At 69.1% G+C, this 15,863-nt stretch carries 10 protein-coding genes, 3 rRNA genes and 1 pseudogene; 3 read left to right on the plus strand and 11 right to left on the minus strand.

Annotation, left to right across the window (positions count from 1 at the left end):
* The first annotated feature begins 166 nt into the window (after positions 1–166).
* Positions 167–1,666, plus strand: a complete 1,500-nt coding sequence (locus tag IH61_RS0133705; RefSeq protein ID WP_031076962.1) for a PLP-dependent aminotransferase family protein — start codon at positions 167–169, stop codon at positions 1,664–1,666.
* Between the two features lie 16 nt (positions 1,667–1,682).
* Here the strand turns inward: IH61_RS0133705 and IH61_RS0133710 are convergent, their stop codons facing one another.
* The 4 genes from IH61_RS0133710 to IH61_RS47415 all read right to left on the minus strand — a co-directional run bounded on the left by IH61_RS0133710 (position 1,683) and on the right by IH61_RS47415 (position 4,542).
* The gene (locus IH61_RS0133710; protein WP_031076965.1) at positions 1,683–2,591 is read right to left on the minus strand and encodes an NAD kinase; all 909 of its coding nucleotides are present in this window, start codon (positions 2,589–2,591) and stop codon (positions 1,683–1,685) included.
* 108 nt (positions 2,592–2,699) lie between these two features.
* Positions 2,700–3,506 (minus strand): TlyA family RNA methyltransferase, encoded by an 807-nt coding sequence (locus tag IH61_RS0133715; protein WP_031076967.1) that lies wholly within the window; start codon positions 3,504–3,506, stop codon positions 2,700–2,702.
* A 42-nt stretch (positions 3,507–3,548) separates the two neighbouring features.
* A complete protein-coding gene (locus IH61_RS41885) occupies positions 3,549–3,770 on the minus strand; it encodes a hypothetical protein (RefSeq protein ID WP_051838516.1) in 222 nt (73 codons plus the stop codon).
* On the minus strand, positions 3,760–4,542 hold the full coding sequence (locus IH61_RS47415) for a hypothetical protein (protein WP_031076968.1): 783 nt from the start codon (positions 4,540–4,542) through the stop codon (positions 3,760–3,762). The genes IH61_RS41885 and IH61_RS47415 overlap by 11 nt, the downstream gene beginning before the upstream one ends.
* A gap of 156 nt (positions 4,543–4,698) precedes the next feature.
* On the opposite strand from IH61_RS47415, the gene IH61_RS0133730 reads away from it, so the two are divergent.
* Positions 4,699–5,046 (plus strand): alkyl sulfatase C-terminal domain-containing protein, encoded by a 348-nt coding sequence (locus tag IH61_RS0133730; RefSeq protein WP_031076970.1) that lies wholly within the window; start codon positions 4,699–4,701, stop codon positions 5,044–5,046.
* 29 nt (positions 5,047–5,075) lie between these two features.
* Here the strand turns inward: IH61_RS0133730 and IH61_RS0133735 are convergent, their stop codons facing one another.
* Complete coding sequence (locus IH61_RS0133735) at positions 5,076–6,113, minus strand: HAD-IIA family hydrolase (protein WP_031076972.1); 1,038 nt, start codon at positions 6,111–6,113, stop codon at positions 5,076–5,078.
* Between the two features lie 12 nt (positions 6,114–6,125).
* Positions 6,126–6,656, minus strand: a complete 531-nt coding sequence (locus IH61_RS0133740) for a tetratricopeptide repeat protein (protein ID WP_199823426.1) — start codon at positions 6,654–6,656, stop codon at positions 6,126–6,128.
* An 89-nt stretch (positions 6,657–6,745) separates the two neighbouring features.
* On the opposite strand from IH61_RS0133740, the gene IH61_RS0133745 reads away from it, so the two are divergent.
* Positions 6,746–8,116, plus strand: coding sequence for a DUF1015 family protein (locus IH61_RS0133745; RefSeq protein WP_078911599.1), 1,371 nt, complete (start codon positions 6,746–6,748; stop codon positions 8,114–8,116).
* Positions 8,117–8,214: 98 nt separating this feature from the next.
* On the opposite strand, the gene IH61_RS41890 is transcribed toward IH61_RS0133745, so the two are convergent.
* The 5 genes and pseudogenes from IH61_RS41890 to IH61_RS41895 form a co-directional block, all read right to left on the minus strand.
* Positions 8,215–9,126: a tetratricopeptide repeat protein gene (locus IH61_RS41890; RefSeq protein ID WP_234327444.1), complete on the minus strand. Its 912-nt coding sequence runs from the start codon at positions 9,124–9,126 to the stop codon at positions 8,215–8,217.
* A 183-nt stretch (positions 9,127–9,309) separates the two neighbouring features.
* Positions 9,310–9,966: pseudogene (locus IH61_RS0133755) on the minus strand (RNA helicase); the annotation flags it as partial.
* Between the two features lie 794 nt (positions 9,967–10,760).
* Positions 10,761–10,877 (minus strand): 5S ribosomal RNA (gene rrf / locus IH61_RS0133760).
* Positions 10,878–10,985: 108 nt separating this feature from the next.
* Positions 10,986–14,064, minus strand: a 23S ribosomal RNA gene (locus IH61_RS0133765).
* A 274-nt stretch (positions 14,065–14,338) separates the two neighbouring features.
* Positions 14,339–15,855, minus strand: a 16S ribosomal RNA gene (locus IH61_RS41895).
* The 16S, 23S and 5S rRNA genes sit together here, the layout of an rRNA operon.
* Positions 15,856–15,863 lie beyond the last annotated feature (8 nt).

The following is a 15,863-nucleotide window of genomic DNA, read 5'->3' on the forward strand; positions in this document are numbered from 1 at the left end:
GGGTCGGGGTGGTCGTGGCGGCCAACGGGTGCTCCTGCGGTGGTGCTGCACCACCGAGGCGGCGGCTCCGGCGATGGCGGCCCGACGGCCGCCCTGCCATGATGGGCGGGCCAAAACGGCCCACCCAAGGGCCAATCGCGAGCAAGTGGACTGGAAACCGCCACCGATGGCCGACTGGCACACCACCGTCACCCCGCCCGCGCTCGCCCGGCTGCTGGCCGCCACCCGGCTGCCCGAGCCCTCCGGCGCCCGCCGCCCCGCCTACCGGACCCTCGCGGCGCAGATCCGGCTGCTCGTCACCGAGGGCCGGCTGCCCGTCGGCGCCCGGCTGCCCGCCGAACGCGAACTGGCCGCCGGCCTCGACCTCAGCCGCACCACCGTCGCCACCGCCTACGAGACCCTGCGCACCGAGGGCTACCTGCGCAGCCGCCGCGGCTCCGGCAGCTGGACGGCCCTGCCCGAGGGCACCCCGCCGCCCACCGACGCCCTGCACCCCCTCCCCCCGCACGAGCAGGGCACCACCCTGGACCTCGGCATCGCCGCCCTGCCCGCCCCCCAGCCCTGGCTCGGCCTGGCCGCCGCCCGCGCCGTCGAGCTCCTGCCCCACTACGCCGCCGGGCACGGCCACTACCCCACGGGCCTGCCGGTGCTCCGCGAGGCCGTCGCCCGCCGCTACACCGAGCGCGGGCTGGCGACCACGCCCGACCAGATCCTCATCACCACCGGAGCCATGGGGGGCCTGCACCTCGTCCAGCGGCTGCTGGTCGGCCGCGGCGACCGCGTCGCCGTCGAGGCGCCCAGCTACGCCCACACCCTGCAGGCCCTGCGGCTCAACGGCGCCCGCCTGGTGCCCGTGCCCTTCGCCTGGACGCCCCTCCCGGAGTGGGACCTCGCCGAGTGGCGCCAGGTGCTGCGCGGGGCCTCCCCCAAGGTGGCCTACGTCATCCCCGACTTCCACAACCCGACCGGCGCCCTCGTCCCCGAGGAGCCGAGGCGCGAGCTGCTGGCCGCCGCCCGCGCCTCGGGCACCCTCGTCGTGGTCGACGAGACCACCGCCGAACTCGGCTGGGGCGTACCGGAGTCCGAGCCCCTGCCGCGCCCGACGGCGGCCCTGGACCGCGCCGCCCAGGTGATCACCGTCGGCTCGGCCGCCAAGCTGCTCTGGGGCGGCCTGCGGATCGGCTGGGTACGGGCCGCGCCCCAGCTGGTGCGCCGGCTGGCCGCCGAGCGGGTCTACAGCGACGCCGGGAGCCCGGTCCTCGAGCAGCTCATCGCCACCGAACTGCTCGGCGAGCCGCTGGCGCGGATCCGCGCCGAACAGTCGACCCGGCTGCGCGCCACCGCGCACGCCTTCGCCGCCGCCCTGCCCGAGCGGCTGCCCGACTGGCGCTTCCACCTGCCGCCCGGCGGCCTGGTGCTCTGGGTCTCCACCGGCACCCTCTCCGGCGCCGCGCTGGCCCGGGCCGGCGAGCAGCACGGGGTGCGGATCGCCGCCGGCAACCGCTTCGGCTCGGACGGCGCCTTCGAGCACCACGTGCGCATCCCGTTCACCGTCCCCGCCGCGGCCGTGCCCGCCGCCGTCGACCGGCTCGCCGACCTGGCCGCCCGCGCGGCCTCCGGCACACGCTTCGTCACCGCCGACGACACCCAGCCGCCGCCCCCGTAACGAACCTGACGGACCGTCAGTGCTCCGTGTTGGATCGCCCGCGCCAACCCGTCACCGGCAGCGCGAACTTGGCGACCAGCCGGTCCGTGAACGGCGCCCGGTGCAGTCGGGCCAGCCGCACCGGCGTCTGCCCCCGGCGCACCTCCACCCGTGCCCCGGCGGGCAGTTCGACCGAACGCCGCCCGTCGCACCAGAGCACCCCGTGCGGGGTCTTCGGCTGCACCTCGACGGCCAGCACCGAATCCGGGGAGGTCACCAGCGGCCGGGCGAACAGCGCGTGCGCGGAGATAGGCACCATCAGCAGCGCCTCCACCTCCGGCCACACCACCGGGCCCCCGCCGGAGAACGCGTACGCGGTGGAACCGGTCGGGGTCGCGCACACCACGCCGTCGCAGCCGAAGTTGGAGACCGGACGGCCGTCCACCTCCGTCACGACCTCCAGCATCCGCTCCCGGGACGCCTTCTCGATCGACGCCTCGTTCAACGCCCAGTCCCGGTGCACCACATCGCCGTTGGTGCGCACCAGGACGTCGATCGTCATCCGCTCCTCGACCTCGTAGTCGGCGTCGACCACCCGCTCGACCACCACGGCCAGGTCGTCCCGCTCGGCCTCCGCCAGGAAGCCGACCCGCCCCAGGTTGATCCCGAGCATCGGCAGCCCGTGCTCGCGCGCCAGCTCCGCGCCGCGCAGCAGCGTCCCGTCCCCGCCCGCGACGAGGATCAGCTCGCAGCCGTCCGCCGCCCGCGGCCCCTCGACGACCTTCTCGACCCCCTCGGGCAGGTCCAGCCCCTCCGCCTCGGAGGCGAGGAGCCTGATCCGGATACCCGCCTTGAGCAGCCCGTGCACCAGCGCCTCGACGCTGCGCAGCGCCGCCTCCCGCCCGGTGTGCGCGATCAGGAAGACCGTACGTTCTTCATCGCTCATGCCGCTGCCCTCTCCCTACGCCTGCCGGCTCCCTACGCCTGCCGGGCGCCCTGAGCCCCGGTTCGGTCGCGCCACCCAGCATGACGGACCGGACGTCCGCTGAGGAGCCTACCCAGGGCCCTCCGCGACGGCCCGGTCCGCCTCCGCCGGGTCCAACTGCGGGGCGTCACGCCGCAGCCAGAGGAAGTACTCGACGTTCCCGGACGGCCCGGGCAGAGGGCTCGCGGTGACCCCGCGAACACCCAGGCCCAGCTCCCACGCCTGCCCCGCGACCTGGCGCACCATCTCGGCGCGCAGCTGCGGGCTGCGCACCACCCCGCCGCTGCCCAGGCGCTCCTTGCCGATCTCGAACTGCGGCTTGACCATCATCACCAGGTCCGCGTCCTCGGCCGCGCAGGCGGCGAGCGCGGGCAGCACCAGGCCCAGCGAGATGAAGGACAGGTCCCCGACCACCAGGTCGACGGGGGTGCCGCCGATCGCCTCCAGGGTCAGCTCGCGCACGTTGGTGCGGTCCATCACCGTCACCCGCTCGTCGCTCTGCAGCGACCAGGCCAGCTGCCCGTAGCCGACGTCCACCGCCAGCACGTGGGCCGCCCCGGTGCGGAGCAGCACGTCGGTGAACCCGCCGGTGGAGGCGCCCGCGTCCAGCGCACGGCGGCCCTCGACCACCAGGCCCTGCGGCAGGAAGGCCGCGAACGCGCCGGCCAGCTTGTGGCCGCCGCGCGAGACGTAGTCGGGGTCGTTCTCGTCCTTGGCCACCACGACGGCCGCCGAGGTCTCCACCTGGGTGGCCGGCTTGGTCGCGGTGGTCCCGCCGACCGTCACCCGGCCGGCCGCGATCAGCTCGGACGCGTGCTCGCGCGACCGGGCCAGCTTGCGGCGGACCAGCTCCGCGTCGAGTCGGCGTCGTGCCACTGCCACTGGTACTTCAGCTCCTACGGGTGGTGCGGGTTGCGATCAGTCCTGGTCGAGCGCGGCCAGCGTGTCCACCAGCCGCTGGTGAACATCTTCGTACACCGGGACGTGCGCCTCGGCCGGCACCCCGTCCAACGCCTCCAGCCGGGCGAGGGCCGCGTCCACCCCGGGGTGCCCGGTCGCGGTGAACTCCACGCCCAGCGGGCCGGTCACCTCGGCGGTCGGGTCGGCGGTCGGATCGGCCCCGCCGGGCTCACTCGCCATCGGGCTGCTTCCGACTGGTGGCCTTGCGCACGGTCGTCCTCTTGACGGCGGCCTTCTTCGCCGCGGCCGCGTTCCTCGCGGTCGGCTGCTTCACCGTCGCCTCGGAGGCCGTGGCCTTCTTCGCCGCCGTCTTCTTCGCGGTGGTCTTCTTCGCCGCCGTCTTCTTGACCGCGGCCTTCTTCGCGGCGACCTTCTCCGCGGAAGCCCTGCGCACCGGCGCGGCAGGCGCGGCGGGCACGACCGGGGCGACGGGCGGGACCGGCGGGTCGACCTCCACCGGCTCGTCCACCTCCACCGGCTCGTCCACCTCCACCCGCTCGGCCAGGACCGGCTCGTCGGCCCGCTCCTCCCAGCCCCTCCCGAACAGGTCGTCCGCCCGGGGCGCCGGGGCCTCCGTCGCGTACGGATCCGGCGCGGGCTGCGCCTCCTCCTCGGCCTCGACCTCGCGCAGCTTGCTCTCCAGGTAGGCCAGGACCACGCCCACCTTGGTGACCTGGTCCCCGACCTTCTCGAAGACCTTCTCCACCTCGCCGCGCGCCACCCCGACCGCCAGGTCCACCCCGGCACGCCCGGCGGTGAACGCCTCCCCGGCCAGGGTCTGCAACTGCTCGGCGGTGGGCGGGAACTGGCCGCCGAACCGGCGCTCCACCTCGGCCACGTCGACCCCGGTCCTCTCCAGGACCGTCGCCGCCGTGGCGGTGACCCGCCTGCCGACCTCCTCCACCACCACGGCGGCGGCCGCCACCGCTCCCCGCACCGTCCTCGGCAGCATCCGGGTGCCTCCTCAGCGCCTGCGCGCATCGCTCCGTCGCCATTGACCGCCCGGGCCGTCCCGGGCCGTTCCCACGCACGACGCTACCGCCAAACACGCCCTGGGGTACCGTGGCCCCTTCAGTCACCGTCACGACCCGGGGATGGACCAGAGGCCATGGCCAACGCCGAACAGTGCCGCGAGGCCCTGGAGCAGCTCAGCCGGAACATGGCGAAGTCCACCGGGGACGTCCGCAAGGCCGCCGCGCTCGACCGCTCGCTCAGCTGCCGGATCACCGACCTCGACCTGACCTTCACCGGCCGCCTGCGCGACGGCAGCATCCAGGACGTCGTCTCCACCCCCGGCGCGCCCGCCGGGAAGGCCGAGATCCGGCTCACCATGACCAGCGACGACCTGGTCGCCCTCGTCGGCGGCGGGCTCAACTTCGCCGCCGCCTGGGCGAGCGGCCGCGTCCGGCTGGAGGCCGGATTCCGCGACCTGCTGCGCCTGCGCACGCTCCTCTGAGCGGGCGTCCCGGAACGTCCCGGAACGTCCTAGAACCCCAGCTCCGCCAGCGCCTTCCCGCCGTCCACCGCCCCGGCGCCCGCGTCCAGCGCCGTCCACGCCGCCGCGCACAGCGCCCGCAGGCCGTCCCAGCGGTCCCCCGCCCCCGACAGCCGCAGCACGCCGCCCTCGGCCGTCGCCGTCCAGCCGCCGCAGACGAACCCGGCGCCCTCCGCCGCCACCTCCGGGTGGGCCGTCAGCAGCCCCCGCAGGTCCTTCGCCAGGTAGGTCGGCCGGTGCTCGGCCGGGGCCGCCAGCAGCTCCGCCGGGGTGGTCACCCCGGTGAAGACCAGCAGGCTGTCCACCCCGCCGTTGAACGCGCCCTCGATGTCCGTGTCCAGCCGGTCGCCGACCACCAGCGGCCGGCGCGCACCCGTGCGCAGCACCGTCTCCCGGTGCATCGGCGGCTGCGGCTTTCCCGCCACCACCGGGTCCACCCCGGCCGCCGCCCGCACCGCCGCGACCAGCGTCCCGTTGCCCGGCGCGATGCCGCGCGCGGTCGGGATGGTCAGGTCGGTGTTCGAGGCCACCCACGGCAGCCCGCTCTGGACGGCGTACGCGGCCTCGGCCAGCTGCGCCCAGCCGACCGTGGGGTCGTAGCCCTGGACGACGGCCTGCGGCTCCTCGGCCAGCGTGCGGACGGCGACCAGACCGCGCTCGGCCAGCGCCTCCTCCAGCCCGGCCCCGCCGACGACCAGCACCTTCGCCCCGGCCGGCACCTTCTCGGCGACGACCCGGGCGGCGGCCTGCGCCGAGTTGATCACGTCCGCCGGCTCGGCCGGCACGCCCAGCCCGGTCAGGTGCTCGGCCACCACGCTGGGCGGCCGGGAGGCGTTGTTGGTCACGTACGCGAGCCGCATCCCCGCCGCCCGCGCCGCGTCCAGCGAATCCACCGCGTGCTCGATCGCGTGCGGGCCTGCGTACACCACGCCGTCCAGGTCCAGCAGCGCCGTGTCGTACGCCCCGGTCAGCGGGGCCGCGCTGCCGCCGGGGGCGGTGCGTCGCTCGGTGGTGGCCGTCTCGCTCATGCCTGCGCTACCTCATTCACTGCCGTCGTGTCGTTCCGCCCCGGGCTCCAGGTACCCGGGCGCCCCGGGCAGCAGCGGGCCGTAGGCCCCGGCGCGGGCCGCCAGGGTCGCCCTGGTCTGCCGCAGCGCCGCCCGGTAGTGGTCGTTGCCGGGCGCCATCGCCACGGCCAGCGCCAGGTGCTCGGCGGAGGTCTCGAAGTCGCCCAGCCGGGCCGCCGCGACGCCCCACCCGAACTGAGCGTAGTCGTCGGACGGATCGGCCAGTGCCACGGCCCTGAAGTTCTCCAGCGCCGCCGCGTACGAGCCCGCGTCGAACTGGGCCCGCGCCAGCGACTCCCGGATGCTGCGCGAGTGCGGCTCGGCGGCCGCCGCCCTGGCCAGCAGCTGCTCGGCGGCGGCCGCGTTGCCCTGCGACAACAGCCTGGCGCCGCGCCGGAACCAGTCGTACTCGTCGCCGGTCGGCTCTCCTCCCCGGCTCTGCGGCGGGACCCCGCCGCCCGTCCCGTCCCGCCCGTCGCCCAGCCGGTCCTGACCGTCGTCCACGCCGTACCTCGCCCTCGGTCGAACTCCCGCGCCCGCGGAGGCGGGCGTTCCGATCTCTCAACAACGCGTACCCGGTTACGATGCCCAGAATGAGCACACCCAGTGCATACGACGGAGTCGAGACTCCCGAGGGCGGCCCCGGAGATCCCGGGCACGTCGCCGCCGCAGGACTGTCCCTGTCCCCCTTCCGAGGTCTGCGCTACGTCCCCGACCGGGTCGGTGCGCTCGCCGCGGTGATGTCCCCGCCCTACGACGTGGTCGACCCCGGGCGTCGGCTGGACCTCGAGACCGCCGACCCGTACAACGTCGTCCGGCTGATCCTTCCCAGACCCGAGCCGGAGGACGCCGGCGACCGACCTGATCGCGACACCAAGTACCGCCACGCCGCGCGGCTGCTCGCCGACTGGCAGCGCGAGGGCGTCCTCTCACCCGATACCGAACCCGCTCTCTACGTCTACGAACAGCGCCTTCCCGCCACCACCGACTCTCCCGAACTGCTCCAGCGCGGCCTGATCGGCGCCCTCGCCGTCAGCGGCCGCGAGGCCGGCGTCGTCCTCCCGCACGAGGACGTCATGCCCCGCCCGGTCGCCGACCGCGTCGGCCTGATGCGCACCACCCGTGCCAACCTCGAACCGCTGCTGCTCACCTACCGCGGCAAGGGCGCCGCCTCCGAGGTCATCGAACGGACGGTCCGGGGCGAGCCCCTGCTCTCCACCGCCACCAGCGACGGCACCCACCACCGCCTGTGGGCCGTCACCGACCCCGAGGACATCGCCGAGATCGGCCGCGACCTCGCCACCTGCCGGGCACTGATCGCCGACGGCCACCACCGCTGGGAGATGTACCTGCGTCTCCAGCGCGAACACCGTCACCTGCCGCGCAGCCCCTGGGACCGGGGCCTGGTGCTGCTTGTGGACACCGCCCGCTACCCGCTGCGCGTACGGGCCATCCACCGGGTGCTGTACCGCCTGCCGATCGCCGAGGCACTGGACGGGCTCGGCGACCACTGGCGGGTCAAGGAGGTGCCCGGCCCGCTGACCACCGCCCTCCAGGCCCTCGCCGAGCAGAAGCGCCACGGCGGCAACGGCTTCGTCCTGACCGGCGGGGACGGCGTCTTCTGGCTCGTCGGCGAGCCCGAGGAAGCCCTGCTCGACGCCACCGTGCCGCACGACCGGCCCGAGGAGTGGCGCCGCCTGGACGCCACCGTCCTGCACTCCACCCTGCTCGACCACACCTGGCACGTCCCGGACGGTCCCGACGACATCGGCTACCTGCACACCGCCGACTCCGCCGAACGGGAGGCCGCCCGCACCGGCGGCACCGCCGTCCTGCTGCACCCCGTGAAGGAGAGCGTGGTGCGGCGCCTGGCCGAACAGGGCGTCACCATGCCGCGCAAGTCCACCTCCTTCGGGCCGAAGCCGGCCACCGGGCTGGTGCTGCGCAACCTCGAACTGGGTTGACGCCCTCGGGGGGCGTCAACCCGCGAACGCGATGAGGCCCTGCCGCTCCCCCTCGGGGGAACGGCAGGGCCTCACTCGTGTCACCGCGGCCGCGGAGCTCAGACCTGGTCGGTCCCCTCGGCCTTGTCAGCCTTCTCGGCCTTCTCCGCGTCCTTGGACTCGCGCGCGGGGACCACGCCGTCGAAGTCCTCGTCGATCTCGAGGTCGTCCTCGTCGTAGAACTCCTCGACGTCCTCCTCGTCCTCGAAGATCACGCGGTCGTCGGTGACCTCGCCGGCGCGCTTCTTCGCCGGGGCCTCGGCCTGCTCGGCCGTCTCCTCGGCCAGCTCCGGGTCGAGCGCGTCGGTGAACTCCACACCGTCGATCTCGGCCAGCCGCTCCGCGGCGTTGGTGCTGCCCTCGGTGTCGGCCTCGGCGGCCTTCGCGAACCAGTCGCGGGCCTCGTCGGCCCGGCCCGCGGCGATCAGGGCCTCGGCGTAGGCGTACCGCAGACGCGCGGTCCACGGCTGCACCGAGCTGGAGGCCAGCTCCGGGCTCTGCAGGGTGACGACGGCGGCGTCGAACTGCTCCATGTCGGTGCGGGCACCGGCGGAGACCAGGCGCATCTCGACCTGACCGGCCTTGTCCAGCTGCTTGACCTCGGGCTCGCCGGCCATCGCCAGGGCGCGCTCCGGGCGGCCCAGACCGCGCTCGCAGTCGGCCATCACGGGCCACAGGTCGGCACGACCGGTCATCCGGCGGGCGGCGCGGAACTCGGTCAGCGCCTCGGAGTACCGCTGCGTCATGTACGAGGCGAAGCCGGCCGCCTCGCGGACGGCCGCCACGCGCGAGGCCAGGCGGAGCGCGACGCGGGAGTACTGGTACGCCTCCTCCGGCTCGCTGTCGAGCAGGCGGGCGACCATCACCAGGTTGCGGGCGACGTCGTCGGCGAGGGTCTTGGGCAGGCTCTTGAGCTCCTGACGCACGTCCGCGTCGATCTCGAAGCCCGTGACGTCCTCCGGGATCGGCAGACGCTTGACGGGCTCGTAGTTGCCCCGACGGTCGTCCTGGTCGCGGCGGTAGCCGCCCCGGTCGTCACGGTCGTCACGGCGGAAACCGCCGCCCTGGCGGTCGTCGCGGCCGCGGTAGCCGCCGGACGGGCGGTCGTCACGGCCGCCTCGGTAGCCGCCGCCACCGGCCGGACGGTCGTCACGGCCCCGGTAGCCGCCCGAGGGACGGTCGTCGCGACGGAAACCGCCGCCGCCACCCTGACGGTCATCGCGGTCACGGAAACCACCGGACGGACGGTCATCGCGGCGGAAGCCACCGCCACCGGCGGGGCGGTCGTCACGGTCGCGGAAACCACCGGACGGGCGGTCATCGCGACGGAAACCACCGCCACCGCCCTGACGGTCATCGCGGTCACGGAAACCACCCGAGGGGCGGTCATCGCGGCGGAAGCCACCACCGGAGGGACGGTCGTCACGGCGGAAGCCGCCGCCACCCTGACGGTCGTCACGGTCGCGGAAACCACCGGACGGGCGGTCGTCGCGACGGAAGCCGCCACCGGCGGGACGGTCGTCACGGCCGCCACGGAAGCCGCCCGAGGGACGGTCGTCGCGACGGAAGCCGCCGCCACCCTGACGGTCGTCACGGTCGCGGAAGCCACCACCGGACGGGCGGTCGTCACGACGCGGACGGTCATCACGGTCATCGCGACGGAACCCACCCGAGGGGCGGTCGTCACGACGGAAGCCACCACCGGCCGGGCGGTCGTCACGGCCGCCACGGAAGCCGCCACCACCCTGACGGTCATCGCGGTCACGGAAACCACCGGACGGGCGGTCGTCACGACGCGGACGGTCATCACGGTCGTCACGACGGAACCCACCCGAGGGGCGGTCGTCACGACGGAAGCCACCACCGGCCGGGCGGTCGTCACGGCCGCCACGGAAGCCACCGCCACCCTGACGGTCGTCACGGTCACGGAACCCACCGGACGGACGGTCATCGCGACGGAAACCACCACCGGCGGGACGGTCGTCACGACCGCCACGGAAGCCGCCGCCACCGGCCGGACGGTCGTCACGACCCCGGTAACCGCCCGACGGACGGTCGTCACGGCGGAAGCTGCCGCCGCCACCCTGACGGTCATCGCGGTCGCGGAAACCACCGGACGGACGGTCGTCACGACGGTAGCCACCGCCGCCACCACCCTGACGGTCGTCACGGTCGCGGAAGCCGCCACCGGACGGACGGTCGTCACGACCCCGGTAGCCACCCGACGGACGGTCATCGCGACGGTCGTCACGGCGGAAGCCACCGCCACCGCCGCCCTGGCGGTCGTTGGACCAGCCCCCACGGGACCGGGGCTCGTAGCCACGGCCGCCGTCCGATCGGCGCTCAGGACGGTCCTGGGACTGGTTGGACATCTGGTGACTCCTTCTGCTTCTTCAGCTCCACCGCGTATCCGGCAGGTGAACTGCCGCCGCGGTATCGGCGCCGGCCTCCTGGCCATGCGCCTACTCCATTGTCCGGCATCCGGGAACCCTCCGCGCCTGGGCGGGAGGGGGACCCGGTCTGACCGGCCTCGTTGTGCGCGTTCGCGAAAAACAAAAAAGCCGCGGCCCCAGCGAAATCGCTGGGGCCGCGGCTTTGAATAATTGTTCGGCGGCGTCCTACTCTCCCACAGGGTCCCCCCTGCAGTACCATCGGCGCTATGAGGCTTAGCTTCCGGGTTCGGAATGTAACCGGGCGTTTCCCTCATGCTATGACCACCGAAACCCTATCGGGTATTCAGCGAAACACACTTTTCAGTTGAATAAGTGTTTCTTGTTCGCCGGCGATAGCTGTTCGCTACCCGGGAACCACACAGTGAACGCGAGCGTCTGAGGACAAGCCCTCGGCCTATTAGTACCGGTCAACTCCACCCCTCACGAGGCTTCCATACCCGGCCTATCAACCCAGTCGTCTACTGGGAGCCTTACCGCTTAGATGCTTTCAGCGGTTATCCCTCCCGAACGTAGCCAACCAGCCATGCCCTTGGCAGAACAACTGGCACACCAGAGGTTCGTCCGTCCCGGTCCTCTCGTACTAGGGACAGCCCTTCTCAACACTCCTACGCGCACAGCGGATAGGGACCGAACTGTCTCACGACGTTCTAAACCCAGCTCGCGTACCGCTTTAATGGGCGAACAGCCCAACCCTTGGGACCTACTCCAGCCCCAGGATGCGACGAGCCGACATCGAGGTGCCAAACCATCCCGTCGATATGGACTCTTGGGGAAGATCAGCCTGTTATCCCCGGGGTACCTTTTATCCGTTGAGCGACGGCGCTTCCACAAGCCACCGCCGGATCACTAGTCCCTACTTTCGTACCTGCTCGACCCGTCAGTCTCACAGTCAAGCTCCCTTGTGCACTTACACTCAACACCTGATTGCCAACCAGGCTGAGGGAACCTTTGGGCGCCTCCGTTACCCTTTAGGAGGCAACCGCCCCAGTTAAACTACCCACCAGACACTGTCCCTGATCCGGATCACGGACCCAGGTTAGACATCCAGCACGACCAGAGTGGTATTTCAACGACGACTCCACGACAACTGGCGTTGCCGCTTCAAAGTCTCCCACCTATCCTACACAAGCCGAACCGAACACCAATATCAAGCTATAGTAAAGGTCCCGGGGTCTTTCCGTCCTGCTGCGCGAAACGAGCATCTTTACTCGTAATGCAATTTCACCGGGCCTATGGTTGAGACAGTCGAGAAGTCGTTACGCCATTCGTGCAGGTCGGAACTTACCCGACAAGGAATTTCGCTACCTTAGGATGGTTATAGTTACCACCGCCGTTTACTGGCGCTTAAGTTCTCAGCTTCGCCTGGACGAATCCAAGCTAACCGGTCCCCTTAACGTTCCAGCACCGGGCAGGCGTCAGTCCGTATACATCGCCTTACGGCTTCGCACGGACCTGTGTTTTTAGTAAACAGTCGCTTCTCGCTGGTCTCTGCGGCCACCCCCAGCTCAGACTGCAAGAGTCATCACCAGGAATGGCCCCCCTTCTCCCGAAGTTACGGGGGCATTTTGCCGAGTTCCTTAACCATAGTTCACCCGAACGCCTCGGTATTCTCTACCTGACCACCTGAGTCGGTTTGGGGTACGGGCCGCCATGAAACTCGCTAGAGGCTTTTCTCGACAGCATAGGATCATCCACTTCACCACAATCGGCTCGGCATCAGGTCTCAGCCTCAATGAGTGACGGATTTGCCTATCACTCGGCCTACACCCTTACCCCGGGACAACCACCGCCCGGGCTGGACTACCTTCCTGCGTCACCCCATCGCTCACCTACTACCCCGTTGGGTCACCGGCTCCACCACTTCCCTTTGCCCGAAGGCTCCGGGACGGCTTCACGGGTTTAGCATCAAGAGGTTCAGCGTTGGCGCTTCAAAGCGGGTACGGGAATATCAACCCGTTGTCCATCGACTACGCCTGTCGGCCTCGCCTTAGGTCCCGACTTACCCTGGGCAGATCAGCTTGACCCAGGAACCCTTGGTCAATCGGCGCAAGAGTTTCTCACTCTTGTATCGCTACTCATGCCTGCATTCTCACTCGTGTACCGTCCACGACTGGTTTCCACCGCCGCTTCACCCGGCACACGACGCTCCCCTACCCATCACAACAGGCGTTGGCCCTATACGTTGCAATGACACGACTTCGGTGATGTGCTTGAGCCCCGCTACATTGTCGGCGCGGAATCACTTGACCAGTGAGCTATTACGCACTCTTTCAAGGGTGGCTGCTTCTAAGCCAACCTCCTGGTTGTCTCTGCGACTCCACATCCTTTCCCACTTAGCACACGCTTAGGGACCTTAGTCGGTGTTCTGGGCTGTTTCCCTCTCGACCATGGAGCTTATCCCCCACAGTCTCACTGCCACGCTCTCACTTACCGGCATTCGGAGTTTGGCTAAGGTCAGTAACCCGGTAAGGCCCATCGCCTATCCAGTGCTCTACCTCCGGCAAGAAACACGTGACGCTGCACCTAAATGCATTTCGGGGAGAACCAGCTATCACGGAGTTTGATTGGCCTTTCACCCCTAACCACAGGTCATCCCCCAGGTTTTCAACCCTGGTGGGTTCGGTCCTCCACACGGTCTTACCCGCGCTTCAACCTGCCCATGGCTAGATCACTCCGCTTCGGGTCTTGGGCATGCAACTCAGACGCCCTATTCGGACTCGCTTTCGCTACGGCTACCCCACACGGGTTAACCTCGCTACACACCGCAAACTCGCAGGCTCATTCTTCAAAAGGCACGCAGTCACGGCCCGCCAGCAAGCTGGCGAACGACGCTCCCACGGCTTGTAGGCACACGGTTTCAGGTACTATTTCACTCCGCTCCCGCGGTACTTTTCACCATTCCCTCACGGTACTATCCGCTATCGGTCACCAGGGAATATTTAGGCTTAGCGGGTGGTCCCGCCAGATTCACACGGGATTTCTCGGGCCCCGTGCTACTTGGGAGTTTCTCAAACGAGCCGTACAGATTTCGTCTACGGGGGTCTTACCCTCTACGCCGGACCTTTCGCATGTCCTTCGACTACCCATACGGTTTCTGACTCGCCGACCGGCCGGCAGACCGGTCAAGAAAAATCCCACGACCCCCTGAGCGCAACCCCTGCCGGGTCTCACACGCTCAAGGTTTAGCCTCATCCGGTTTCGCTCGCCACTACTCCCGGAATCACGGTTGTTTTCTCTTCCTGCGGGTACTGAGATGTTTCACTTCCCCGCGTTCCCTCCACATACCCTATGTGTTCAGGTATGGGTGACAGCCCATGACGACTGCCGGGTTTCCCCATTCGGAAACCCCCGGATCAAAGCCTGGTTGACGGCTCCCCGGGGACTATCGTGGCCTCCCACGTCCTTCATCGGTTCCTGGTGCCAAGGCATCCACCGTGCGCCCTTAAAAACTTGGCCACAGATGCTCGCGTCCACTGTGCAGTTCTCAAACAACGACCAGTCACACACCCTCAACCACCCGAAGATGATCTCAAGTGAGGCCGGCATCCATGAGGCAACTTCCGTTCCCTCAGGACCCAACAACGTGCCCGACACAGTCACTCACCGACCGCGTTCCACGCCCCAAGAGGCAGTACTAGCGTTCCGATCGCTTCCTGTGCCGAATAGTCAACGTTCCACCCATGAGCAACCGTGCAGGACATTCGCCTGCAAGCGGCATATTGCTCCTTAGAAAGGAGGTGATCCAGCCGCACCTTCCGGTACGGCTACCTTGTTACGACTTCGTCCCAATCGCTGGTCCCACCTTCGACGGCTCCTCCCCTTACGGGTTAGGCCACCGGCTTCGGGTGTTACCGACTTTCGTGACGTGACGGGCGGTGTGTACAAGGCCCGGGAACGTATTCACCGCAGCATGCTGATCTGCGATTACTAGCAACTCCAACTTCATGGGGTCGAGTTGCAGACCCCAATCCGAACTGAGGCCGGCTTTTTGGGATTCGCTCCGCCTCACGGCATCGCAGCCCTTTGTACCGACCATTGTAGCACGTGTGCAGCCCAAGACATAAGGGGCATGATGATTTGACGTCGTCCCCACCTTCCTCCGAGTTGACCCCGGCAGTCTCCTGTGAGTCCCCGACATTACTCGCTGGCAACACAGAACAAGGGTTGCGCTCGTTGCGGGACTTAACCCAACATCTCACGACACGAGCTGACGACAACCATGCACCACCTGTATACCGACCACAAGGGGGCACCTGTCTCCAGGTGTTTCCGGCATATGTCAAGCCTTGGTAAGGTTCTTCGCGTTGCGTCGAATTAAGCCACATGCTCCGCTGCTTGTGCGGGCCCCCGTCAATTCCTTTGAGTTTTAGCCTTGCGGCCGTACTCCCCAGGCGGGGAACTTAATGCGTTAGCTGCGGCACCGACGACGTGGAATGTCGCCAACACCTAGTTCCCAACGTTTACGGCGTGGACTACCAGGGTATCTAATCCTGTTCGCTCCCCACGCTTTCGCTCCTCAGCGTCAGTAATGGCCCAGAGATCCGCCTTCGCCACCGGTGTTCCTCCTGATATCTGCGCATTTCACCGCTACACCAGGAATTCCGATCTCCCCTACCACACTCTAGCCTGCCCGTATCGAATGCAGACCCGGGGTTAAGCCCCGGGCTTTCACATCCGACGCGACAGGCCGCCTACGAGCTCTTTACGCCCAATAATTCCGGACAACGCTCGCACCCTACGTATTACCGCGGCTGCTGGCACGTAGTTAGCCGGTGCTTCTTCTGCAGGTACCGTCACTTGCGCTTCTTCCCTGCTGAAAGAGGTTTACAACCCGAAGGCCGTCATCCCTCACGCGGCGTCGCTGCATCAGGCTTTCGCCCATTGTGCAATATTCCCCACTGCTGCCTCCCGTAGGAGTCTGGGCCGTGTCTCAGTCCCAGTGTGGCCGGTCGCCCTCTCAGGCCGGCTACCCGTCGTCGCCTTGGTGGGCCGTTACCCCACCAACAAGCTGATAGGCCGCGGGCTCATCCTGCACCGCCGGAGCTTTACACCCTCCCCCATGCAGAGGAAGGTCATATCCGGTATTAGACCCCGTTTCCAGGGCTTGTCCCAGAGTGCAGGGCAGATTGCCCACGTGTTACTCACCCGTTCGCCACTGATCCACCCCGAAGGGCTTCACCGTTCGACTTGCATGTGTTAAGCACGCCGCCAGCGTTCGTCCTGAGCCAGGATCAAACTCTCCGTGAATGTTTACC

The organism is Streptomyces sp. NRRL WC-3742, from assembly GCF_000720635.1.
Classification (GTDB): Bacteria; Actinomycetota; Actinomycetes; order Streptomycetales; family Streptomycetaceae; genus Kitasatospora.